This is a genomic window from Mycobacterium paraintracellulare (assembly GCF_000276825.1).
Lineage (GTDB): Bacteria > Actinomycetota > Actinomycetes > Mycobacteriales > Mycobacteriaceae > Mycobacterium > Mycobacterium intracellulare.
Genome location: NC_016948.1, coordinates 4,264,671 through 4,286,856, shown reverse-complemented (window position 1 = coordinate 4,286,856; position 22,186 = coordinate 4,264,671). Strand labels below are relative to the sequence as shown.

Annotated in this window: 22 protein-coding genes and 1 pseudogene; 16 read left to right on the top strand and 7 right to left on the bottom strand. The window is 68.7% G+C overall.

Features of this window, described 5'->3' with window-relative positions:
• Positions 1 to 2 precede the first annotated feature (2 nt).
• On the bottom strand, positions 3 to 1,313 hold the full coding sequence (locus OCQ_RS19795) for an NAD(P)/FAD-dependent oxidoreductase (RefSeq protein ID WP_041785162.1): 1,311 nt from the start codon (positions 1,311 to 1,313) through the stop codon (positions 3 to 5).
• A gap of 307 nt (positions 1,314 to 1,620) precedes the next feature.
• Between OCQ_RS19795 and OCQ_RS19790 the strand changes: the two are divergent.
• The 5 genes and pseudogenes from OCQ_RS19790 (at position 1,621) to OCQ_RS19770 (ending at position 8,561) form a co-directional block, all read left to right on the top strand.
• Positions 1,621 to 2,327: pseudogene (locus OCQ_RS19790) on the top strand (GAF and ANTAR domain-containing protein).
• A gap of 59 nt (positions 2,328 to 2,386) precedes the next feature.
• The gene (locus tag OCQ_RS19785; protein WP_009954047.1) at positions 2,387 to 3,568 is read left to right on the top strand and encodes a zinc-dependent alcohol dehydrogenase; all 1,182 of its coding nucleotides are present in this window, start codon (positions 2,387 to 2,389) and stop codon (positions 3,566 to 3,568) included.
• Between the two features lie 93 nt (positions 3,569 to 3,661).
• Entirely contained in the window at positions 3,662 to 5,821 is a 2,160-nt protein-coding gene (glgX, locus tag OCQ_RS19780; protein WP_009954046.1) for a glycogen debranching protein GlgX, read from the top strand.
• Positions 5,822 to 5,907: 86 nt separating this feature from the next.
• On the top strand, positions 5,908 to 7,701 hold the full coding sequence (locus tag OCQ_RS19775; RefSeq protein ID WP_014385604.1) for a sensor domain-containing diguanylate cyclase: 1,794 nt from the start codon (positions 5,908 to 5,910) through the stop codon (positions 7,699 to 7,701).
• A gap of 92 nt (positions 7,702 to 7,793) precedes the next feature.
• Positions 7,794 to 8,561 carry an SDR family oxidoreductase gene (locus OCQ_RS19770; protein WP_008259541.1) on the top strand — a complete coding sequence of 256 codons (768 nt, stop codon included), beginning with the start codon at positions 7,794 to 7,796 and terminating at the stop codon, positions 8,559 to 8,561.
• On the opposite strand, the gene OCQ_RS19765 is transcribed toward OCQ_RS19770, so the two are convergent.
• A complete protein-coding gene (locus tag OCQ_RS19765) occupies positions 8,558 to 9,529 on the bottom strand; it encodes an aldo/keto reductase (RefSeq protein ID WP_014385603.1) in 972 nt (323 codons plus the stop codon). The genes OCQ_RS19770 and OCQ_RS19765 overlap by 4 nt on opposite strands.
• Before the next feature lie 139 nt (positions 9,530 to 9,668).
• Positions 9,669 to 10,685 carry a sensor domain-containing protein gene (locus tag OCQ_RS19760; protein ID WP_014385602.1) on the bottom strand — a complete coding sequence of 339 codons (1,017 nt, stop codon included), beginning with the start codon at positions 10,683 to 10,685 and terminating at the stop codon, positions 9,669 to 9,671.
• Between the two features lie 168 nt (positions 10,686 to 10,853).
• On the opposite strand from OCQ_RS19760, the gene OCQ_RS19755 reads away from it, so the two are divergent.
• Together OCQ_RS19755 and OCQ_RS19750 are read left to right on the top strand one after the other, a co-directional pair.
• Positions 10,854 to 11,411: a hemerythrin domain-containing protein gene (locus OCQ_RS19755; RefSeq protein ID WP_014385601.1), complete on the top strand. Its 558-nt coding sequence runs from the start codon at positions 10,854 to 10,856 to the stop codon at positions 11,409 to 11,411.
• Positions 11,412 to 11,478: 67 nt separating this feature from the next.
• On the top strand, positions 11,479 to 12,138 hold the full coding sequence (locus OCQ_RS19750; RefSeq protein WP_014385600.1) for a UdgX family uracil-DNA binding protein: 660 nt from the start codon (positions 11,479 to 11,481) through the stop codon (positions 12,136 to 12,138).
• A 22-nt stretch (positions 12,139 to 12,160) separates the two neighbouring features.
• On the opposite strand, the gene OCQ_RS19745 is transcribed toward OCQ_RS19750, so the two are convergent.
• From OCQ_RS19745 to OCQ_RS19735, 3 genes are all read right to left on the bottom strand, one after another.
• Positions 12,161 to 13,954: a thiamine pyrophosphate-requiring protein gene (locus OCQ_RS19745; RefSeq protein ID WP_009956826.1), complete on the bottom strand. Its 1,794-nt coding sequence runs from the start codon at positions 13,952 to 13,954 to the stop codon at positions 12,161 to 12,163.
• A 223-nt stretch (positions 13,955 to 14,177) separates the two neighbouring features.
• The gene (locus tag OCQ_RS19740) at positions 14,178 to 15,233 is read right to left on the bottom strand and encodes a DNA topoisomerase IB (protein ID WP_041785763.1); all 1,056 of its coding nucleotides are present in this window, start codon (positions 15,231 to 15,233) and stop codon (positions 14,178 to 14,180) included.
• A 140-nt stretch (positions 15,234 to 15,373) separates the two neighbouring features.
• The gene (locus OCQ_RS19735) at positions 15,374 to 15,772 is read right to left on the bottom strand and encodes a heme-binding protein (protein WP_008259529.1); all 399 of its coding nucleotides are present in this window, start codon (positions 15,770 to 15,772) and stop codon (positions 15,374 to 15,376) included.
• Positions 15,773 to 16,108: 336 nt separating this feature from the next.
• Between OCQ_RS19735 and OCQ_RS19730 the strand changes: the two genes are divergently transcribed.
• Genes OCQ_RS19730 through OCQ_RS19700 form a run of 7 tightly spaced genes read left to right on the top strand, consistent with a single transcriptional unit; the run spans position 16,109 to position 20,567 of the window.
• The gene (locus OCQ_RS19730) at positions 16,109 to 16,636 is read left to right on the top strand and encodes a Na+/H+ antiporter subunit E (protein WP_014385598.1); all 528 of its coding nucleotides are present in this window, start codon (positions 16,109 to 16,111) and stop codon (positions 16,634 to 16,636) included.
• Entirely contained in the window at positions 16,633 to 16,893 is a 261-nt protein-coding gene (locus tag OCQ_RS19725) for a monovalent cation/H+ antiporter complex subunit F (RefSeq protein WP_014383120.1), read from the top strand. Before OCQ_RS19730 ends, OCQ_RS19725 begins: the two co-directional genes overlap by 4 nt.
• A gap of 47 nt (positions 16,894 to 16,940) precedes the next feature.
• Positions 16,941 to 17,237 (top strand): monovalent cation/H(+) antiporter subunit G, encoded by a 297-nt coding sequence (mnhG, locus tag OCQ_RS19720; protein ID WP_009956831.1) that lies wholly within the window; start codon positions 16,941 to 16,943, stop codon positions 17,235 to 17,237.
• Entirely contained in the window at positions 17,234 to 17,533 is a 300-nt protein-coding gene (locus OCQ_RS19715) for a Na(+)/H(+) antiporter subunit B (protein ID WP_014383119.1), read from the top strand. The genes mnhG and OCQ_RS19715 overlap by 4 nt, the downstream gene beginning before the upstream one ends.
• Positions 17,511 to 18,455 (top strand): MnhB domain-containing protein, encoded by a 945-nt coding sequence (locus OCQ_RS19710; protein ID WP_014385597.1) that lies wholly within the window; start codon positions 17,511 to 17,513, stop codon positions 18,453 to 18,455. Before OCQ_RS19715 ends, OCQ_RS19710 begins: the two co-directional genes overlap by 23 nt.
• The gene (locus tag OCQ_RS19705; protein WP_014380866.1) at positions 18,452 to 18,820 is read left to right on the top strand and encodes a sodium:proton antiporter; all 369 of its coding nucleotides are present in this window, start codon (positions 18,452 to 18,454) and stop codon (positions 18,818 to 18,820) included. The genes OCQ_RS19710 and OCQ_RS19705 overlap by 4 nt, the downstream gene beginning before the upstream one ends.
• Positions 18,821 to 18,824: 4 nt before the next feature.
• On the top strand, positions 18,825 to 20,567 hold the full coding sequence (locus tag OCQ_RS19700; protein WP_041785160.1) for a complex I subunit 5 family protein: 1,743 nt from the start codon (positions 18,825 to 18,827) through the stop codon (positions 20,565 to 20,567).
• A 1-nt stretch (position 20,568) separates the two neighbouring features.
• On the opposite strand, the gene OCQ_RS19695 is transcribed toward OCQ_RS19700, so the two are convergent.
• On the bottom strand, positions 20,569 to 21,372 hold the full coding sequence (locus OCQ_RS19695) for an SDR family oxidoreductase (protein WP_009957448.1): 804 nt from the start codon (positions 21,370 to 21,372) through the stop codon (positions 20,569 to 20,571).
• 179 nt (positions 21,373 to 21,551) lie between these two features.
• Here OCQ_RS19695 and mbp1 point away from each other — a divergent pair, with 179 nt between their 5' ends.
• Together mbp1 and OCQ_RS19685 are read left to right on the top strand one after the other, a co-directional pair.
• Positions 21,552 to 21,788 (top strand): microaggregate-binding protein 1, encoded by a 237-nt coding sequence (gene mbp1 / locus OCQ_RS19690; RefSeq protein WP_008259513.1) that lies wholly within the window; start codon positions 21,552 to 21,554, stop codon positions 21,786 to 21,788.
• A 108-nt stretch (positions 21,789 to 21,896) separates the two neighbouring features.
• The gene (locus tag OCQ_RS19685; RefSeq protein WP_041785158.1) at positions 21,897 to 22,184 is read left to right on the top strand and encodes a DUF3349 domain-containing protein; all 288 of its coding nucleotides are present in this window, start codon (positions 21,897 to 21,899) and stop codon (positions 22,182 to 22,184) included.
• Positions 22,185 to 22,186 lie beyond the last annotated feature (2 nt).

Below are 22,186 nucleotides of genomic sequence, written 5' to 3'. Positions count from 1 at the left end.
GATCAGCTGGTCTTGGGCATCGGGATGCCCTCGCTGGCGGTGAATTGCGCGTCGTCCTCGGAGGACAACCCGATGGAGACGACGGAGCGGTTGAACAGCACGTCGGTCAGGTAGGCCAGCGAGACCGCCCATCGGTTGACGCCGCGCGGAATCGCGTACAGGTGGTAGGACCTCGTCACGAGTTTGGCCGGCAGCCCGGACAAGTGGATGTTCAGCGGGTTGGCCACCGCGTAGCGGGGCCCCAGATCGACCACCAGACCCAGGTTGCGGTGCTTGTATTGCTTGGGGCTGCCGTAACCGAGGCTGGCGGCGACGTTGCGGGCCAGCACCTTGCCCTGCCGGGTGGCGTGCTGGGCGGTCGGCGGCGTGATCTGGCCGGGCTGGGTGAGGTCGGGAACCGCGGCCGCATCGCCGGCGGCGAACACCTCCGGGTGACCGGGCACCTGCAGATCGGGCCGCACCGTGATCCGGCCTTTCTCGGTCGGCAGCCCCAGGTCTTGGATCAGCGGGGCGCCGGTCACCCCCGTCACCCAGGCGATCGTGTGCGTGTCGATGCGCGAATCGTCGCTCAGCACAACGTGATCGGCGTGCGCTTGCTTGAGCGTGACGCCGAGCCGGACGTCGATACCGCGCTTGCGCAACACCTTCATCGCGGCCTCGCCGAGCTTCTTGCCCACCTCTGGCATCACCTGCTCCGCCAGGTCCAGGAGCAGGAATCGCACTTCGGCGGGGTTGAAGCCCATCTGTTTGGCCGCCGCGTCGGCCAGCGCCCGCAGCTGCGCCACCAACTCGGTGCCCGAGTAGGACGCGCCGACCACTACCACGGTGCGCCGGGCGGCGGCCACCTGCGGATCGTCCTCGATGTTGGCCAGCTCCAGCTGCTCGACGAAGTGGTCGCGCAGGTAGAGCGCCTCGGCGGTGGTCTTCAACCCGCGCGCATGCCTCGCGAGGCCCGGGACGTCGAACAACCGCGTCACCGACCCCGGCGTGAGCACCAGCCGGTCCCAGGACATGGAATGGCTGCGTTCCTCGGGATCGCAATACGTCAGCGTCTGTTGCGCGAAGTCCACCCCGTCGACGCGGCCGCGCACCGCGTGCACGCCCCGCAACGAATTAGCCAGTGGGACAGCGACAAACCGGGCGTCGACCACCCCGCCCGCCACGTCGGGCAGCAACGGTGTGTACAGCATGTAGTCGACCGGAGAAATAATCGTGATGTCCACGGGCGCGTGCCGCCGGCGCAGAATCCGGGCCAGACGGCGGGCGCAGGTGAATCCGGTGAAGCCGCTTCCCACGATCACAATGGAGGTCACCGACCCGAGTGTAGGCGGACTTCGGTGGTGAGGAGTGTCCCGCGCCGCCCCGGGACCGACGACGGCTTGAAAACGACTGTTCGACAAGGGAATCCAAGGGGACAGGCCGGGCAAAACGGCCCAGGGCGTCCTCCCGCTCGGATGCCGCCGCCTACGCTGTTGTCCTGGCGTTTCGTTATCGTGCCTTGCGCTTCGTTGTATGGCTCATAGACTTCTGGTGAGCGTTGGTATGCGCGACTTTGCGATGCCATCGCGACGCCTATCAGGAAGGGCTCTGCGGGCCACGAACGGTTCCGGGGGTGATGTGATGCGAGACGGCAGCGCCACGATTGCCAATCATTTGGTGGAGCTGGTGGCCAATCTGGAGCGTGAACATAGCGGCACCGCGGCCGGCCTGCACGAACTGCTCGACGACGGGGTTCAGCACGTCACCGGCGCCCAGTACGCGGGGATCACCCTGGCCGAGAAGGGCGCTTCGGTCAGCAGTGTGGCCGCCACGCATCGCTACCCGACGGTGCTGGACGCCATCCAGGACACCTCCGGCGAGGGGCCTTGCCTGGCCGCGGCCTGGGAGCACCACATCATGCACATCGCGGACCTGAGCTCCGAACGGCGCTGGCTGCGCTACCGCCGCATGGCGCTCGAGCAGACCCCGATCCGCTCCATCCTGTCGTTCGAGTTGTTCATCGACGGCGGCAGCATGGCGGCGCTGAATTTCTATGCCGACCACCGCACGCGTTCAGCGAGGAGTCGGTGGAGATCGGCACGGTGTTCGCCACACACATTGCCCTCGGGTGGTCGATGATGCGCCGCAACGATCAATTCCGCAGCGCCCTGGCCTCGCGCGACATCATCGGGCAGGCGAAGGGGGTCATCATGGAGCGCTTCGGTATCGACGCCGTTGAGGCGTTCCAGTTGCTCACCCGGGTCTCGCAACAATCCAACATCAAGCTGATCGAGATCGCGCGGGCGCTGATCGAGAGCGAGCATCCGCTCAAGCACCGCGCGCACTGACCACGACGGGCGCCGGCGCCGTCGTTTCGTCGGGTGGCAGACGGGTATGCGCCCTTTCCATGAAGGCTGTCACGTGGCACGGCAAGCGCGATGTCAGGGTGGAGTCGGTGCCCGACCCGAAGATCGAGCAGCCCACCGATGCCATCGTCGAGGTGACATCGACCAACATCTGCGGGTCGGACCTGCACCTCTACGAGATCCTCGGGGCCTTCATGAAGCCGGGGGACATCCTCGGCCACGAACCGATGGGCATCGTGCGGGAGGTCGGCACTCAGACGGGCGACCTTCGGGTGGGGGACCGGGTCGTCATCCCCTTCCAAATCTCTTGCGGCAGTTGCTACATGTGCGGCCAGCAGCTCTACACCCAGTGCGAGACCACCCAGGTGCGCGACCAGGGCATGGGGGCAGCGCTGTTCGGCTATTCGGAGCTCTACGGCGAGGTCCCCGGCGGGCAAGCGGAGCTGCTGCGCGTCCCCCAGGCCCAGTTCACCCACATCAAAGTCCCTGTGGGACCGCCCGATTCGCGGTTCGTCTACCTGTCCGACGTGCTTCCCACCGCGTGGCAGGCGGTGGCTTACGCCGACATCCCGGAGGGCGGCACGGTCACCGTGCTCGGATTGGGCCCCATCGGGGACATGGCGGCCCGCATCGCCGATCACCTGGGTTACCGCGTCATCGCCGTCGACCTGGTCCCGGAGCGGCTGGGCCGCGCGGCGCAACGCGGCATTCACACCATCGATGTGGGCCGGCTCGACTCCTCGCTCGGTGACGCGATCCGTGACCTGACCGACGGGCGTGGATCCGACTCCGTGATCGAAGCGGTGGGCATGGAGGCGCACGGCTCGCCGACGGCCAAATTGGCGCAGCAGGCCACCGGGCTGTTGCCGGACGCGCTGGCCAAGCGGCTCATGCAAACCGCCGGCGTGGACCGGCTGTCCGCCCTGTACTCGGCCATCGACATCGTGCGGCGCGGCGGAACGATCTCGCTGATCGGCGTGTACGGCGGCATGGCGGACCCGCTGCCGATGCTCACCCTGTTCGACAAGCAGGTCACCCTGCGGATGGGGCAGGCCAACGTCAAGCGCTGGGTCGACGACATCATGCCGCTGCTGACCGACGACGACCCGCTCGGCGTCGACACCTTCGCCACCCACGTGCTTCCGCTCGATGAGGCGCCGCACGCGTACGAGATCTTCCAGAAGAAGCAGGACGGAGCGGTGAAGGTCATCCTCAATCCGTGATCGGCTATGCCACAAGGCTTTCCGTGTAGTGACGCCGCCCCGTCGAGCGGCCCGGGAGTTTGACCGGCGCTTTCGCCGGGTATTGAATGCGCCATGACTCCAGCAGAGGCCGCAGACGCCGGCGCCCCCACACCCACCGGCGAGGTGTGGCCCGGCAGGGCCTACCCCCTGGGCGCGACCTACGACGGCGCGGGCACCAATTTCGCGCTGTTCAGCGAGGTGGCCGAGCGGGTGGAGCTGTGCCTGTTCGACGCCGAGGGCACCGAGAGCCGCATCACCCTGCCCGAGGTCGACGGCTTCATCTGGCACGCCTACATCCCCAACATCGAACCCGGCCAGCGCTACGGCTACCGCGTGCACGGTCCGTACGACCCGCAGGCGGGGCACCGCTGCAACCCGAACAAGCTGCTGGTGGATCCGTACTCCAAGGCCATCGACGGCTCGTTCGAGTGGAATCAATCGCTCTTCAGCTATAACTTCGGCGACCCCGACAGCCGCAACGACGACGACTCGGCGGCCAGCATGCCCAAGTCGGTCGTGATCAGCCCCTACTTCGATTGGGGAAACGACCGCCCACCGGACCGCCACTACGCCGACACCGTCATCTACGAGGCACACGTCAAGGGCCTGACCCAGACCCACCCGGACATCCCCGAACAGCTGCGCGGCACCTACGCCGCGGTGGCCCACCCGGTGATCATCGACCACCTCAAGGATCTCGGCATCACGGCCATCGAATTGATGCCGGTGCACCACTTCGCCAACGACTCCACGCTGGTCGACAAGGGCCTGTCCAACTACTGGGGCTACAACACGATCGGTTTCTTCGCGCCCGACTTCAAGTACTCCAGCGCGACCACACCGGGCGGCCAGGTGCAGGAGTTCAAGGCCATGGTGCGCTCGCTGCATGAAGCCGGCATCGAGGTCATCCTCGACGTGGTCTACAACCACACGGCCGAGGGAAACCACCTGGGGCCGACGTTGTCGATGCGCGGCATCGACAACGCCGCCTACTACCGGCTGGTCGACGACGACAAGCAGTACTACATGGACTACACCGGCACGGGTAACAGCCTCAACGTCGGGCATCCGCACGCGCTGCAGCTCATCATGGATTCCCTGCGCTACTGGGTGACCGAGATGCACGTCGACGGCTTCCGCTTCGACCTGGCCTCGACGTTGGCCCGCGAGTTCTACGACGTCGACCGGCTGTCGACGTTTTTCGAACTCGTGCAACAGGATCCGACCGTCAGCCAGGTCAAGCTGATCGCCGAACCGTGGGACGTCGGGCCGGGCGGCTATCAGGTGGGCAACTTCCCGCCGCAGTGGACGGAATGGAACGGCAAGTACCGCGACACCGTCCGCGACTTCTGGCGCGGCGAGCCCGCCACCCTCGACGAATTCGCCTACCGGCTGTCCGGTTCCGCAGACCTCTACGAGCACACCGCGCGGCGACCGGTGGCGTCGATCAACTTCGTCATCGCCCACGACGGGTTCACGCTGCGGGACCTGGTGTCCTACAACGAGAAGCACAACGAGGCCAACGGCGAGGACAACAACGACGGCGAAAGCCACAACCGGTCCTGGAACTGCGGCGCCGAAGGCCCCACCGACGACGAGGCCGTCAAGGCGCTACGCGCCCGGCAGCAGCGCAACTTCCTGACCACCCTGCTGTTGTCGCAGGGCGTTCCGATGATCTGCCACGGCGACGAACTCGGCCGCACCCAGAACGGCAACAACAACGGCTACTGCCAGGACAACGAGCTCACCTGGATCGACTGGGCCAACGCCGACGCGGGCCTGCTGGAGTTCACCCGCACGGTGTCGGCGCTGCGTGCCGAGCATCCGGTGTTCCGGCGGCGCCGGTTCTTTTCCGGAAAGCCGGTGGGCCGCCGCGGCCAGGGCGGGCTGCCCGACATCGCCTGGTTCACTCCCGACGGCACGGAGATGAGCGACGAGGACTGGGGCGCGGGCTTCGCCAAGTCCGTCGCGGTGTTCCTCAACGGCCACGGCATCCCCGGCCGCGACGAGCGGGGCCAACGGGTGCTGGACGATTCGTTCCTGCTGTGCTTCAACGCCCACCACGAACCGATCGAATTCACCCTTCCGCCAAAGGAATTCGGTGCCGCCTGGCAGGTCGTGGTGTACACCGGGCCCGACGAGACCACCCCCGCCGACGAGGTGCCCGGCGGAGGCACCCTCAACGTGGAGGCCCACACCGCCGTGGTGCTGCAGGGACTCCCGTCGAGCTAGTCCCCGACGACCGCCCCGTTCCCCGGATCGGGTGAATCGCTCTCGCCGACAAGCCACATCGGCTAATTTTTTCGGCGGCGGCATTGATGCTGCGCGCCGAGCGCCGGGAACGAGAGGGACAGCCGATGGACAGGCCCGGTCCTGACGCGCGACTGGAATCGGCGATGAACACCTCTGGGCGGGCCGCCGCGCTGTTGGTGCTCGTGGTCGCAGCGCTGACGTGGGTGGGCTGGACGGCCGGCATCGAGCGCTTGACGCGGATCTATCCGACCTGGCCGCAGATGATGCCGTGGACCGCGCTGTGGCTGGCCGCGCTGGGCGCGGCGATCCTGCTGCAATGGGGGAGTCCCTCGCGCGAGCGCCGATGGGCCGGACGGTGTTTGGCCGCGGCCGCGGCCGCCTTCGCCGTCCTCGTGCTCGCGGAGTACGCGAGCCTCGGCTCGTTCACGGTGGACAGGATCTGGTTCGGTGAGGCCGTCGGCATGCGCGAGTGGTCGTGGCCGGGGCGCCCGAGCGTTCAGACCGCGTTGTCGGCCCTGCCGTTGGCGACCGCCGTCGCGCTGATCCGGGTGGATCGGTGCACCCGCGCGGTCTGGCCGCTGTGCCTGGCGGCGAGCGCTGCCATCCCGTTCGTCACGGCCGGGGCCTACCTGTTCGACGCGCTGGCGCTGGTGGGGGTCTCGCCGTCAAAGGGCCAGGCGTTCCTGACGGCGGCGGTCCTGTTGCTGCTCGTCGCGGCCACGTCGCTGGCGCGCGTTGACCGGTTTCCGCTCGCGTGGCTGCTCGCGCGGCCCGACCGGTCCTCGCTGGTCCGGTTGCTCGCGATCCTGGCCGGCTTTCCGCTCGTCGTGGCCGTGGTGAGGCCGATCTTTTTGGAGCTCGGCCCGGACGCCAACGCGCAGTGGACCTTCTCGATCCTGTTGGGAACCGCGGTCGTCGGCGCGGTGACCTTCTACTTCAGCCAGCGCGAGCAGCACCTGCTGATCGCCAAGGAGCTGGCCAGCAAGCAACGCGCCGAGGCCGAGACGCGATATCGCATCCTCGCGGACAACGCCGTCGACATCATCGTGCACTTTCGCGGCGGCGGGGTCGCGTGGATCTCCCCGTCGGTGGAACCCGCGCTGGGCGGCCCGCTGTCGAGGTGGACGGGCCCGGATTTCGCCCGCCGCATCCACCCCGAGGACCGCGACAAACTCCAAACCGCCCTGCGCCGCATCGCGGGGGGCGAACAGGTGCTCCAACGTTTCCGGGTGTGTTCCCTCGACGGCGAATACCACTGGGTCGACGGTCACGGGAAGCCCTACACCGATGCCCAGGGCAACACCGATGGGCTGATCGCGGCGTTGCGGGTGGTCGACGATCAGGTCGAGGCGGAACAACAGTTGGAACGGTTGGCACGGTTCGACACCCTCACCGGCCTGGTGAACCGGGCCGAGGCCATGGCCCGCCTGGACGCCGCGCTGCGGCAACCGCGCCCCCCCGAAACGCATGTGGGCGTGCTGTTCTGCGACGTCGACCACTTCAAGGCGATCAACGACCGGTGGGGACACGGGACGGGCGACGTCGTGCTGGCGACCGTCGCGGCGCGGATCCGGGCGAGCGTCCGCCGCGAGGACACCGTGGGGCGCACGGGCGGGGACGAAATGCTGATCCTGTTGCCCGGCGTCCGCAGCGCCGACGAGCTCGCTCAGATCGCCGAGAAGATTCGCCGGCGCGTCGCCGAACCCATCCACGTTTCCGGCAACACGATAGGCGCGACCTTGAGCATCGGTGCCACGCTCGCCCTTCCCGCCGAGTCCGTCGACGCGGTCACCGCGCGCGCGGATGAGGCCATGTACCGGGCCAAGTCGGGCGACCGGAACGCCGTCGTGGCGACTTAAGTAGCGAGTGATCGCCAACGGACGAGTCGCATCCGGTAGGTTTCTGGCGACAGCGTCTTGCGTTACAAGAGAGGGCGAATATGTCAAGGACAGTGGTGGTCGGCGCCTCGAGTGGGCTGGGGCGTTGCATCGGGGTCGGTCTCGCGCAGCGCGGCGATCAGGTCGCGTTGCTTGCCCGGCGTCTGCAGCGCATCGAGGCCGCGGCCAAGGAGGCCGGCCCGAACGCGACCGCCATCGAATGCGACGTCACCGACGAGGCGTCCTGCCGGGCGGCGATCGGTCGGGCCGTCGACGCCCTCGGCGGGATCGACAACCTCGTCTACACACCCGCCGTCGGGCCGCTCGTGCGCATGGTGGACACCGACGCCGACACGTGGCGGCGCATCTTCGACACCAATGTGATCGGCGCATCGTTGGTGACGGCCGCGGCGATGCCGCACTTGACGGCGTCGGCCGGCAAGGCGGTGTACCTGTCCTCCGATGCGGGTACCTTCGGACCGCCGTGGCCGGGCCTGGGCGCGTACGGCGTCAGCAAGGCCGCCCTGGAACGGCTCGTGGAGGCGTGGCGGGCCGAACACTCCGACGTCGGCTTCACCAACCTGATCGTCGGGGAGTGCGCGGGCGGCGAGGGCGACGCGGCAACCGGAATGAACGCCGACTGGGATATGGATCTCGCCATGAAGGCGGTTCCGCTGTGGTCGTCGCGCGGCTGCATGCCCGGCAAATTGATGCCGGTCGACGACCTGATCGACGTCGTGCACACCATCCTGCGGACCAACGCCTCGACGTCGATGCCGCTCGTGGTCGCGCGCGGCGCGCCGGCCAGCCCGGCCGCGTTCGCCGAGGCCAACCAGTCCTAGCGCCGGCTGAGTTTCTCGCGCGCGAGGTCGGTGAGGAAGCGCGCCGCCGACGTCGGCCGGAACGCCAGCGCCGCCTCGGTGAGCGCGTCACGGGATTCGGTCGGCAGCTCGATGTCGGCGGCTGCGACGTTGAACTCGAGCTGCTCGACGCTGGACGCGCCGGGGATGGCCACCACGCCCGGGTGGCTGATCAGCCAGGCCAGCGCCACCTGTGCCGGCTTGGCGCCGAGTTGCGTTGCGACGTCGCGCAACAACTGCAGCAGCGGCTCGACGCGGCGCAGGTTCTCGGTGCCGAACAACGAGTTCATCGCGCGAACGCCGCCGGGGCGGTTGGCGACGCCGTACTTGCCGCCCAGCAGCCCCTGCTCCAGCGGGCTGTAGGCGATCACGATGCGGTTCTCCCGTTCGGCGAACGGCACCAGGTTCTTGAGTGCCTTCGGATAGGCGAGCGAGAAATGCACCTGGTTGCTGATCACCGGCCGGCCCAGCGCGGTATCGGCCTTCTGCCATCGCTGCAGCGAATAGTTCGAGACGCCCGCCGCGCCGATCGTCCCGCGGTCCAGCAGGTCCCGCATCCCCGGCATGATCACCGAGTCCGGCACCACCGGGTTGGGCTGGTGGATCTGGTACAGCGGGATGCGGTCCAGTCCCAGCCGCCGGGCGCTGGCTCGCGCGCGTTGCCTGACGACGGCGGGGAAGGGAGCGACCGGCATGATCTTGCTGGCCACCGCCACCTCGGCGCGTTCGTCGCCGAGCGCCTCGCCCAGAATCCGCTCGCTCTTGCCCAACCCGTAGACCTCGGCGGTGTCGAACAGCGTCACCCCCAGGGCTCGGGCGCGCCGCACGATGTCGCCCGCGGCGCCGGCGGCGTAGCTGTCGCCGTAACCCCATTCGCGCGAGCCGAACTGCCAGGTGCCCAAGCCAATCCGGCTGACCCGTCCGACCCCGTCGACGTCGACGTATTTCATCCGGTCAGCCTAGTGGTGATCGCAAGCGCAGCGGAGCGGGGCGCGGCGGGTCGCCACGCGTGAGCCGGTGGCGATCGCAAGCGCGGCGGAGCCGGGCGCGGCGGGTCGCCACGCGTGAGCCACTGACCTTGCCTGCCGCTCAGCCCGGGATCTTGCCGAGGATGTAGTTGGCGATGGTGACCGCGGCCAGCCGCGGGCGCTCGCTGTCCGTGGTGCCGCTGGCCGACACGTTCAGGTCGAGGACGACGTTGGCCTTGGCCGCGACCGCTCGCGCCGAGCGCACCTGTATTCCCTTGGGCGTCAAGTCCAATGTGGTGATGCCGTTGCCGGCGTCGGCGGGAGCGCTCACCGCCATCTTGATCGGCTGCCCACCCGAAGCCGTCACGGTGACGGTCGAGCCGCCGCACTGGCGCCATCCGGACAGCAGCGTGTCCAGTTGGGACTGCGCCCCGGCCGGATCGCGGAACGCCGCCACGCCCTGGATGACTTGGATCGACTTGAACATGCTGCGCGTGTCGGTGAATTCGCCGGCGTGATACCCGGTGAAGGAGCCCGGGGTGTAGGCGTCCGGGCTGCCCGCGGCGATGCTTCCCCAGCATTCCGGGCGGTCGATGCTGCCGTCCTGCGCCGAGCGGCCGGGGCTGTTCCACGTCGGACCGACCTCGAGGTTCGCGTCGGAGGTGATGTTCCGCAGCGCGTCCAATCCGGGCAGCAGCGTGGTGATCGTGTCCGGTGGGACGGTCGGGGGCGGCGGTCCGGCCGACGTGGTCGAGTCGTGGGCCGTCCGGTGCGACGACGTGGACCCGCCCAGCGTCGCCCATCCGGCCAGCGCGACGACCGCCAACAGAATGAACACGTACGACAGCGTCACCCCGACCAGGGCGCGGTCGCGGCCGAGTTCGCCGGTGCGCCGGATCCGCGCCAACCCGAGGTGCCCCAGAACCGCTCCGGCGGGCGCGAAGACGAACGCGAACACCAGTGACAGCGTCGCGAGGGTGTTGACGGCCGGGCGGTACGGCGGGGGTGCGGGCGGCGGCGGGATCCCGGGCGGTTCCGCCGGCGGCTCGATCGGCTCCATCGGCTCGATCGGGGGGACCCGGCCGAGCGGGTCGTAACTCAGCGGGTTCTGCCAATACGGGTCCTGGGGGTTGGTCACGCCGTGCCTCCTTCGCGGCCGAACCTGCCGAAATGTAGCCCACGACCAGGGACACATACCCCACCCGGGCGCGGCCACACCCGTTTGATGGCCGATTTCGCCGGGTAGCCGCTTCGGTGAGCGCGCAACAGCCCTGCGCGTCGAACCAAGGGAGATGGGAGGGACACCATGGCACGCGCCATCACGTCGCCCACCGACGTGGTCGACTATCTCGTCAGTCAGCACGAGCAGATCAAGGCGATGTTCGCCGACACCCTGGCGGCGTCCGGAGAAGCACGGGAGAAGGCCTTCGTCGAGCTTCGGCGGCTGCTCGCCGTGCACGAGACCGCGGAGGAGGAAATCGTTCACCCGCGGGCCAAGCGCAAGATCGCCAATGGCACCACCGTGGTCGACAAGCGGCTGCACGAAGAGCACGAGGCCAAGACCGTGCTGCAGCGGCTGGAAAAGCTCGACGTCGACAGCGAGGAATTCACCCGCGAGTTGACCAAGCTGCGCGACGCGGTGATCGACCACGCCGAGCACGAGGAGCACGACGAATTCGCCAAGCTGGGTGAGGAATTGAGCGCCGACGAGCTGGAACGGATGGGCCGCGCCGCGCAGCTCGCCGAAGCCATCGCGCCCACCCGGCCCCACGCCGGTGTGGAATCACAGGTGGCCAACCTGGCCGCGGGCCCGTTCGCCGCGATGCTCGACCGTGCCCGCGACGCCATCGTGGGCAAGGGCTGACGAGCCACCCGAGGCTGGGTACCCCCGCTCGGTGGGGGAGCGGGGGTACCCACGCCGCCACATTCTCATGACAGCCACCGCGAAGGCCCCCGGCGCCGACCGCTATCTCCCCGAGGAGCGGGACATCGACGCGCTGCGCAGCGCGGCCGAAACATGCCACGGCTGTGCGCTTTTCGAAGATGCCACCCAAACCGTGTTCGGCAACGGGCATCCCGGGGCGCCGATCATGTTGGTGGGCGAGCAGCCCGGTGACCAGGAGGACCGCGCCGGTGAGCCGTTCGTCGGGCCGGCGGGCCGACTGCTCGCCCGGGCGCTCGAAGACGCCGGCATCGACCCGGTGCTGACCTATCAGACCAACGCCGTCAAGCATTTCAAGTTCACCCGCAAGGGCGGCAAACGGCGCATCCACCAAAAGCCCGGCCGCACCGAGGTCGTCGCCTGCCGGCCCTGGCTGATCGCCGAGATCGAGGCCGTGCAGCCCGAGGTCATCGTGTGCCTGGGGGCAACGGCCGCACAATCGTTGCTGGGCACCACCTTTCGGGTTTCCGAGCAGCGGGGCCGGGAGCTGAAGCTCCCGGCGTCCGTCGACATCGCAAGGACGCCCGAGCCCATCGTGGTGGCGACCGTGCACCCGTCGTCGGTGTTGCGCGACCGCAGCGAGCGCCGCGACGAGGTCTACCAGTCGTTCGTCGACGACCTGCGCATCGCCCGCTCCGGGCTGGCGTAGCCGCTCGGCTGACCCGGTCGGGTCAGCTTTTCTTGTGCGGCATGAACTCCTGCATCTTGGTTTTCAGGCCAACCTTGACGAAGCCCACGCGGTCCTCGTCACCGGACAACACCGCGGTGGTGGCCGACTTGAACTGCTCCCAGGTGGCGTGCGGCGGGATGGGCGGCATGTCGGGATCGGTGAAGACGTCCAGCACGGTGGGGCGGTCGGCCGACAAGGCATTGCGCCACGCGTCGGACAATTCGTCCGGATCCTTGATCGCCATGGCGTTCAGGCCCAGGCTGGCCGCGAACGCGGCGAAGTCGACGTCGGGAAGGTTTTGGGACTCCGCGAATTTCGGGGCGCCGGCCATCGCACGCATCTCCCAGGTCACCTGGTTTAGGTCGTTGTTGTGCAGGATCGCGATGATCAGGCGGGGGTCTTTCCACTCGCTCCAGTAGCGCTTGATCGTGATCAGCTCGGCCATGCCGTTCATCTGCATGGCGCCGTCGCCCGCGAACACGATGACCGGCCGGTCCGGGTGGCCGAATTTCGCGCCGATGCCGTAGGGAACCCCGGGGCCCATCGTCGCCAGCGTCCCCGACAGCGAGCCGCGCATGTTGCCGCGGAAGCGCAGGTTGCGCGCGTACCAGTTGGCCGACGAGCCGGAATCGGCTGTGACGATGGCGTTCTCGGGCAGCTGCGGGGACAGCTCGGAGAACAGCCGCATGGGGTTGATCGGGTCGGCGCTGACCATGGCTTCCTTGTCCATCGTCTCCCACCAGCGCGCCACGTTCTTCTCGACGCCTTCGCGCCACGACCGGTCCTCCTTGCGGCGCAGGTGCGGAATCAGGGCGCGCAGTGCAGATTTCGCGTCGGCGACCAGGTTGACCTCGTACGGGTAGCGCATCCCGATCATTCGCCCGTCGATGTCGATCTGCACCGCCCGGCACTGGTCGAACTGCGGCAAGAACTGCGTGTAGGGGAAACTGGATCCGACGGTGAGCAGCGTGTCGCAGCCCATCATCAGCTCGTAGCTCGGCCGCGTTCCCAGCAGCCCGATCGATCCTGTGACCCAAGGCAATTCGTCCGAAAGGACGTCCTTGCCCAACAGCGCCTTGGCCGCGCCGGCGCCGAGCAGGTCGGCGACCTCGGCCAGCTCTTCGTGGGCCCCGCGCGCCCCGGTGCCCACCAGCATGGCGACCTTCTTGCCGGCGTTGAGGACGTCGGCGGCGCGCGCGATGGCGGCGTCGTCGGGGGCGATGTCCGGGTACTCGATGCCCAGGCTGGAGGGCACCATCTTGAACGCGTGCTCGGGCGGCGAGTACGGCAGCTCCTGGACGTCGCTGGGGATGATCAACGCCGTCGGCGCCCGCTGGGTCATCGCGATGCGGATCGCGCGGTCCAGCACGTTGGGCAATTGCTCGGGGACGGTGACCATTTGGACGTAGTCGCTGGCGACGTCCTTGAACAGGTTCAGCAGGTCGACCTCCTGCTGGTAGTTGCCGCCCATGGCGCTGCGGTTGGTTTGACCGACGATCGCCACCACCGGGACATGGTCGAGTTTGGCGTCGTAGAGGCCGTTGAGCAGGTGGACCGCGCCGGGGCCCGATGTCGCCGCGCAGACGCCCACTCGGCCGGTGAACTTCGCGTAGCCGACCGCCTCGAAGGCGCTCATCTCCTCGTGGCGCGACTGAATGAACTGGGGCTTGTTGTCCGCCCGGCCCCACGCGGCGAGCAGGCCGTTGATGCCGTCGCCCGGGTAGCCGAACACGTGCTCGACGCCCCACGCCCGCAACCGTTCCAGCAGGTAGTCGGAGACCTCTTGTTTGGACATGTTGTTCCCTCCTGGGCAGACGGTTCTTCAGTGCTGGCGGGTGGGCGTGTGTGGCTGTTGGTTGAACCACCTGCAGGCAGGCGTGACTACGGCAGGCGGCCGCGCATGGGCGGCTTTGGCACTTCCCACAGGTGCCGGGTTACCCGCAAAGAGGGTTGTTATTCCCCTTCACGGTCCGGCCGGCGGACTCACAGCGAGTTAACAGCTGACGGTGGGGAATCGTTCATGCCGTCTTGCGCAGGCCGGACGATCCGTTGGCGCTGTCGGCCTTGGCCACGCGCCGGATCAGCATTCGGGTGGCCTTGTCCAGAATCTCCTGCGCCAGGTCGGGCGATTTGGCGCGCTCGGCGCGGCGCGCCGCCGCGGCGATGGTCAGACCCTGCTCATAGCCGGTGACGACGCGGGGATCCACGTAGGAACCGCGCGCCACCGCGGGCGTGTTGCCCAGCTCCTCGGCGACCTCTTTCATCACGGCGGCCTCGACGCGCTTGGCCACCCGGCCCGATACCGCCGGGTCGGCGTCGGCGAAGGCCGCGGCCGCCAGCACCGTCCCGTGCCACGTTCGCAGGTCCTTGACGGTGTAGTCGTCGCCGGCCAGCTCCTTGAATCGGGCGTTGAGGTCATCGGCGCGCACATCGATCCACCCGGAAGAGTTGCGGCACACCAGCAATCGCTCGGTGCGGTCGGGCCTGCGCATCAGCGCACGCACCGCGCGGACCACGTCGGGGTCCTCGATTTCCACGGTGCGCCGAACCCCGCTCTTGGCCGGAAAGTCGAATTCGACGGCGTCACGCCGGACAACCACATGCTCACATAGCAGGGTGGACAACCCGTAGGACTCGTGCTCCTCGGCGTATTGCTCGCCGCCGGCGCGGAAGTAACCGCGGTCGAGCAGCCGCAGCGCGAGCGCCAGCACGCGCTTGCGGGTCAAGCCGTGGCGCGCAAGGTCTTTGGCGATCTCGGCGCGGCACGCGGGAAGCCGCGTCGAAAGTTCCAGCACCCGGTCGAACTTCTCCTCGGCGCGTTCGGCCTGCCACGCGGAGTGGTAGAGGTACTGCCGGCGCCCGGCGGCGTCGACGCCGACGGCCTGGATGTGGCCGTTCGGATGCGGCGAGATCCACACCTTCTTCCACGCCGGCGGGATGACCAGATCCTTGATGCGCTGCAGGGTTTCCGGATCGGAAACCGGCTTGCCGCCCGGCTCGTAGTAGGAGAAGCTCTTTCCGCGACGCTTGCGCGCGATTCCCGGCTTGCTCAGCACGCTGCGACGCAGTCGCATCATCGGCCCTCCACTCCCGTTCGCCGCCCGCACCGATATTCGCCAGAAGTACCCGCCCGCAAAGCCGTTCACACGGGTCCTCGGGCTCAACGCGGAAACGACCCGCCACATCGTCGTGGCGGGTCGTCTCGTGGGCTGGATCAGCCGGCCATGAACTCGTGGTAGGCCGACTCCAGGTAGGGCGGCAGGGCGGTGACATTGCACTGCCGTTCGGTCTCGCCGATCGGCGCCAGGATGCCGCGCAGGTCGTAGTACTCCTGCGGGTGCCCGGTGAAGTAGCTGCGCAGGCTCGATGCGGCCTCGGGGCGCGGCTGGCCATAGGCGGCCGTCACCACCTGGTTGGCCCCCGGGTGCGCAGCCAGATACTGCTCGGCGGATCCTTGCACCGAGGAGACGGTGGAGTTCACACCGGCGGGGCTGCAGTCGGGTGCCGCGGCAGCCGACGGCGCGCCGACGATGCCCATGGCCATCCCCCCGAGCAGGCAGCCGGCGCTGACTCCGGCCACTCGGCGGCGCGCGACAATACTGCTGATTTTCATGATGTTTGTTGTCCTTCGAAACGAAATGGATTTCTTTCGACTGAGGCTCCCGATCCTCGAAATCCAAAGTAGCGGAGGCAAACAGTGGCGATGTTCGCTGACGACGAACGATCGGGCGCGCTTGGGCCGTTGAGGGCGCTCGCGGCCGTCTTTGCTAAGCGAACCGTGAAGCGGTCCGCAAATTTCTAAGAGAACGCACCCGTTCTTAACCAATCGTGATGTCGATCGTGACGCAATCGTTATTCGGGGTGCGGCCCACCGTGGACGGTTGATCATGCCGTGCGACGGGTATCCCGGACCGTCCCCGCGATACGAGGGCGAAAGGTAGGCATCGGGGTGGGCATTGCGGCGCGTGCGCAGCGGGTGGTGGCGCTGACGGCGTGGGCTTTTGCGGTGTGGATCCTGCTGACCTGGACCCCGACAGTGGAAAACCTGCTGGTCGGCCTGGTGGTCGCGGTGGGGTGCGGGTTCGCTTTCGCTCCGCTGGGCCCGGTCGCCGGGCCGTGGTCGGCGTTGGCGCCGCGCCGCCTTGCCGCATTGGTGGCGCTCGCGGCCGCCTGTGCGGCGCGCATCGTGGCCGCCAACCTGTCGCTGTCGCGCCGCATCTTGTCGCCGTCGCGGCCGCTGTGCTCGGGCATGATCATCGCGCCGACCCAGGCGCGCTCCGACGGGGAACTCGCCGCGACGGGCCTGCTGACGTCCCTGGTCGTGGACAACCAGTTCGTCGACCTCGATCGCGGCCGGCACCTGTTGCAGTATCACGCGATGGCCGTGCCGCGCGGCCCGGCGCGGGAATCGGTGAACGGGCCGCTGGAGAGCCGAGTGATCGCGGTGAGCCGGTCTCGGGGCGGGACAAGCGGATGAGCGGCGTGCTTTCGGGGGTCTGCATCGCGCAGCTGCTGGTGGCGTGCGTCCTGCTGATTCGGCTGGCGCGGGGGCCGTCGGTGTCGGATCGCGTGGTCGCGCTGAACACCATCTCCACGCAGTGCGCGCTGGTGGTGTTGTTCTACGCCGCCGTGGCCGACCGCGCGATTTATCTGGACGTGGCGCTGTGGCTGGCCTCGTTCAGTTACCTCGGCGCGCTGGTGTGGGCGCGGTACCTGGAGCGGGGTCTGCTGTGAGCTCCGTCGTCACCGACGCACTAGTGATCGTCTTATGCGTTGTGGGAGTGTTCTTTTCGCTGAGCGGGGCGATCGGCATCCTGCGCATGCCCGACGTCTACACGCGAATCCAGTGTTCCTCCAAGACAATCACCGCCGGCGCGTTACCGCTGTTGGCCGGTCTGGCGGTGGCCAAAGGGCCTTTCACCGAGTACGGCTCGAGGGCGCTGCTGGTCGCCGTGTTGCTCCTGCTGGTCAATCCGATCGCCGCGCACGCGCTGGCGCGGGCGGCGTACAAGACCGGGGTGCCGATGTGGCACGGCGCGGTCATCGACCAGCCCGAGGGGCCCGGAGCGGGCCGGTGACATCGCTGTGGGCGGTCGACTACCTGTGCCTGGCGCTGGTCGTCGGCTGCGCGGTGCTGGTGGTGTTCCTGCGCAGCATCACCGGTTCGGTGATGGCCCTGTCGGCGATGGGCACCGTGCTGGGCGCGCTGTTCGTGGTCATGGCCGCGCCGGACGTCGCGCTCGCCACGGTCGCGGTCGGCGCGATCGCCCAGCCGGTCCTGTACCTGATCGCCATCGGGAAGATTCGCACCGACGTTTTCGACCGGGGTGAGCTGGGCGAGGCCCTCGACGATGGTGGTGCCCGCGATGACTGATCGACGACCCCCGCGCGAGGCCGGGTGGCATCGCGCGTGGCTGGGCGGGCTGCTGGTCGGCGGTTTCGCCGCCGTGGTGGCCGTCGGCTTCACGGCCTTGCCCGACGGTTCAAACGCGTTGCCGGACATCGCAAGACACGCGATGGCGATCGCGCTGCCGCGGTGGGGGACCACCGAGGCGGTCAGCGAAGTGGTCTACGGCAGCCGGGCCTTCGACACGTTCGGCGAGACGTTCTTGTTGCTGGCCGCCGTCGTCGCGGTGCTGCTGCTCTCGCGGGGCCGCGAACCGCGATCGGAGTTCGTCGGCGAAGCCAGCGCCGGGCGCGCCGAGCAGGAGAAGGCCGACCCCGACGAAGGCCCCGACCGGCGGGAGTCACAGGCGCGTGCGGCGGAAGACCAAGAGCGCCGGGACGAGCCGGAGCCCGCCCCCGAGCACGCCGACGACGACGCGCTGGGCGCGCCCGCCCCGGAGCGGGCGGTCGCGATGACGGTGGTGGTGCGAGTGGGCGCGCGCGTCGCCGCGGTCATCCTGGCGGTCGCCGGGGTCTACCTGGCCGCGTGGGGCTACACGCCCGGCGGCGGTTTTCCCGCCGGGGTGGTGCTGGCGGGCTGCGTCGTCCTGCTCTATACGGCGCTCGGGCACCGCGCGGTGCGCGCCGCGGTGCGCCCGGCGACGCTGGAGGTCGCCGAAATGGCCGGCGCCGCAGCCATTGTCGGGGTTGGCCTGGTGGGCATGTGGCTGACCGGTTCATTCCTGGACAATTGGCTTCCGCTGGCGCCCCAACAGACGATCCGCGCCGGTGGCACGCTGCAGGTGATCTCGACCGCCGAGTTGGTGGAGGTGGCCACCGGCATCACGATCGCGGTGTTCGCGTTGCTGGGCATGGGACATGACTGGACACCCGACGAGCACGAATCATGATCGTCGCCAACTACGTCGCCGCCGGGGTGTTGTTCTGCCTCGGTTTGTTCGCGGTGACGTCGCGCCGCAACCTGATCAAAATCGTCCTCGGCCTGTCACTGATGGAGTCCTCGACCTATCTGCTGCTGGTGTCGATGGCCTATCGCAACGACTCGACCGCGCCGGTGCTCGCCGGGCTGCCGGGCGGGCGCACTCAAAAAGACCTGGTTGCCGGGAATGTGGCAGATCCGGTGCTGCAGAACTTCTGCATCACCGCGGTGGTCATCGGGGTGGCCATCACCGCGGTGTTCTTGACGGTGGTGGTCCGGGTGGCCCAGCACTACCGCAGCGTCGACGCGGCGGACCTGACCGAGCTGCGGGGCTGAGCCGGTGCCGACGCCCGCGCAGCTGCTCCCGTTGCCAGTGGTGCTCCCGCTGATCGGCGCGGTGCTGGCCCCGCTGGCCGCCCGGCGGGCGCCGCGGGCGCCGCTGTGGGTGGCGGTGACCGCGTTGAGCGCATCGCTGGCGGTGCTGCTGGGCGTCGCCGCGCGCGTGTTCGCCGGTACCGGTCATCTGTTGACGCACTTCCTGTCCAACGAACACCCGGTGCGGGGCGCGTCGCTCGGAATCGCCTTGGTGGCAGACCCTTTCGGGCTCACCTTCGCCACGCTGGCCGCCGGGGTGGGCATCGTGTTGGTGGTCAGCGCGCTTTCCGAACTCGGAGACCTCGGCCGCCGAGAGCTGGGTGGCCTGGCCTGCCTGGTGCAGCTGCTGTTGGCCGCGCTGATCGGGGCCGCGCTCACCGCCGACACGGTCAATCTGTTCGTCTGGTTCGAGGTGGCCGCGCTGGCCAGCTACGGCCTGACCGGTTTCTTTCTGGAACGCCCCATCGCGGTGGAGGCCGCCTTCAAAAACCTGGTCCTCACCAGCATCGCCGGCTTCTCGGTTTTCATCGGCAGCGCGATGCTCTACTCGGCGACCGGGGCGCTGAACTTCGGGCAACTGCACGGCGCCGTCGCCACCGGTGCCACCAGGGCGACGCTGCTCGCGGTCGCGTTTCTGGTGGCGGGCTTCGCGACCAAGGCCGGCCTGGTGCCGTTCCATGCCTGGCTGCCCGACACTCACACCCCCGTCCCGGGCGCCGTGTCGGCGCTGTTCTCGGCGCTGATGGTCGACCTCGGGGTGGTGGCGCTGGCCCGCCTCAGGCTGCAGGTATTCGTGAACCTGCCGTCGCTGCCGGCGCTGCTGACCGGACTCGGCCTGGCCTCGGCGCTGGTCGGCGCGGCGATGGCGTTGCTGCAAGACGACCTCAAGCGATTGCTGGCCTGGGACACCGTCGCCCAAACCGGAGTCCTGACAACGGGATTCGCGAGCAGGACCGCGGACGGCGTCGCGGGTGCGGTCTATCACCTTGTCAACCACGGACTGTTCAAGGCGCTGCTATTCCTGTGCGCCGGCGCGGTGGTGCACGCCACCGGGCTGACCAAGCTCTCCGAGATGGGCGGGCTGGCGCGTCGGCGTCCGCTGCTGACCGCGGCGTTCACGGTCGGGGTGTTGTCGATCGCCGGCCTGCCGCCGCTGAACGGCTATGCCTCACTTGGCTTGATACACAAGGGTTTGTCCGACCGGCCCGCCGTGCTGGGCTGTGCGCTGCTGGCGCAGGTCCTGACCGTCGCCGCCCTGGGGCGCGCCGCATACCTGGGCTTCTACCGCCGCCGGAACCGGGCATACGCCCATTTGGAGCCGATCCGGCCGGGCATGAAGGCCAGCCTGATCATGTTGAGCGCGTGCTGCCTGGGCTTCGGCGTGCTGGCCGGCCCGTTCGTCGCGCACGTCGCCGGCCCTGCTACCGCCGGGCTGCTCGACCCGGCCGGATATGCGGCGGGCGCCCTGGGGTCGGCGGTCACGCTGCCGAACCCCGGCGTGGGATTTGGCTATTTCGAACCCAAGACGTTGGGAACCATCGCCATCGAGCTGATCCTCGGGGTGGCGCTGCTGGTGCTGGCGCTGCGGCGCGACGGCGTTGCGCGATCGCTGGGGTGGCTGCGGCGCGTCCACACCGGGAGCATCAACGACTACGCCGCGTTCGTCACCGGCGGGATGATCGTCGTCAGTTGTGCGCTGCTGCTGTGAGCTAAGCCCCGCCGGGTTTTTCGCCGTCGGCCGCATGGTGCCCGTCGGTGCTCGGCGCCAATGTCCGCAGCCACGTGTCGACGTCGGGACCGACGACCACCGCGTGCCCGGACGCCAACAGCGCCCCGTTGGCGAGCGCGGCCACCGCGGGCCGCACGGTCCGCACCTGCCGGCCATCGCCTTGCTGGGCAAGCAGTTTCGATGTCAGTTCGGGCAGGCGAATGGGGTGCGGGCCGGTGATGGTGCGCGGGGTGTGCGACTGTCCCAGCGCCGCCTCGACGAGCACGTCGGCGACGGTGTCGGCGGCGATCGGCTGAATCAGCCAGTCCTCGACGATCACCTCGTCACCGTCGCAGCTCACCGCATCGCAGTGGGTGGCGCATTCATACCACTGGGTGGACTTCACGATCGTGGTCGGCACCGGGCCGTCGAGCACGATGTTCTTCGCCGCCCGTTTGCCTTCGTAGTAGGGGATGCCGTCGAATTCCGGGTCGTCGATGCCCGCGATCGTCGGCACCACCAGGCGGTGCACCTCCTGGATGGCACAGGCGCCCACGATGTTGTGCGAGGCGGTGGCCAGAGATTGACCGATGTCGGACGGCTCGGGCGGCACCGGATCGGACACGTCGATCGCGACGTCCACCCCCTGGAGCGCCTCGCACAGGTCCAACCCGCTGAACACATCGACGCCCTGCTCGCGTGAGATCTCGACCACCGCGACGTCGCGCGACCTCAGCCGGGCGACAACGCGGGACCCGGCCGTGCCGGTGGCCCCTATCACGGCGATGGTGGTCACCGCCTTCACCCCCCTTCGCGCCGCCGGCTAGTACTACTACCCGGTAAAAGCCCGTTCAAACCGACCGATCGACGCTCCGATACGTGGGGCGTGGATGCGACGGCGGGGCGTTTGGCGAGGCGTGCGGCGGGAACGCCCTAGGTGCCATCGAGCGCAAGCTCACTCACCACCGAGAGGGAGGTCGACCCATGGGGGACCAGAAGAGCGGGCCGCAGGAAGCGGTGCAGGGCGCCGTCGAGGGCGTGAAGGGCAAGGCCAAGGAGGTCGGCGGGGCCGTGCTCGGCCGTGACGACCTTGCCGACGAGGGCCGGGCCCAGCAAGACAAAGCCGACGCCCAACGCGACGCGGGCAAGAAGGAAGCCGAAGCCGAGTCGGCGCGGGCCGGCGCGGACGCGGCCGAAGAGCGCCAGAAGAAAAACCAGTAAGCCGCTTGCTCGAGGGGTCGTGTCCGGGCCCGGTTTCAAACCGCCGCGCCCGGTTATCCCTGCCGTGTCCCGCTGGAGCGGGCGGGCGGTGGATGAGCGAGGTGGAACATGAACCTTCAAGCTCGGGTGTCCAGGGTTGTCGCGTTTCTGCGTGCGGGCTGCCCGCCGCTCGCGCCGGCCACGGGGTACGCACCGCTGCTGGCGTTGTTGCCGCGACGGGTGGCCGACGACGAGGTCATGGCCATCGCCCGCAAACTTGTTGCGCCCCAGCGTCACCCGGTCGACAGCGCCGACGTCGGAGTGGAGATCATCAGGGTCACCGGCGAGGCGCCGTCGACGTACGACATCGAGCGTGTCCTGGGTGCCATGAAATCGGCCGGCGATCGCCCGTGCTGACG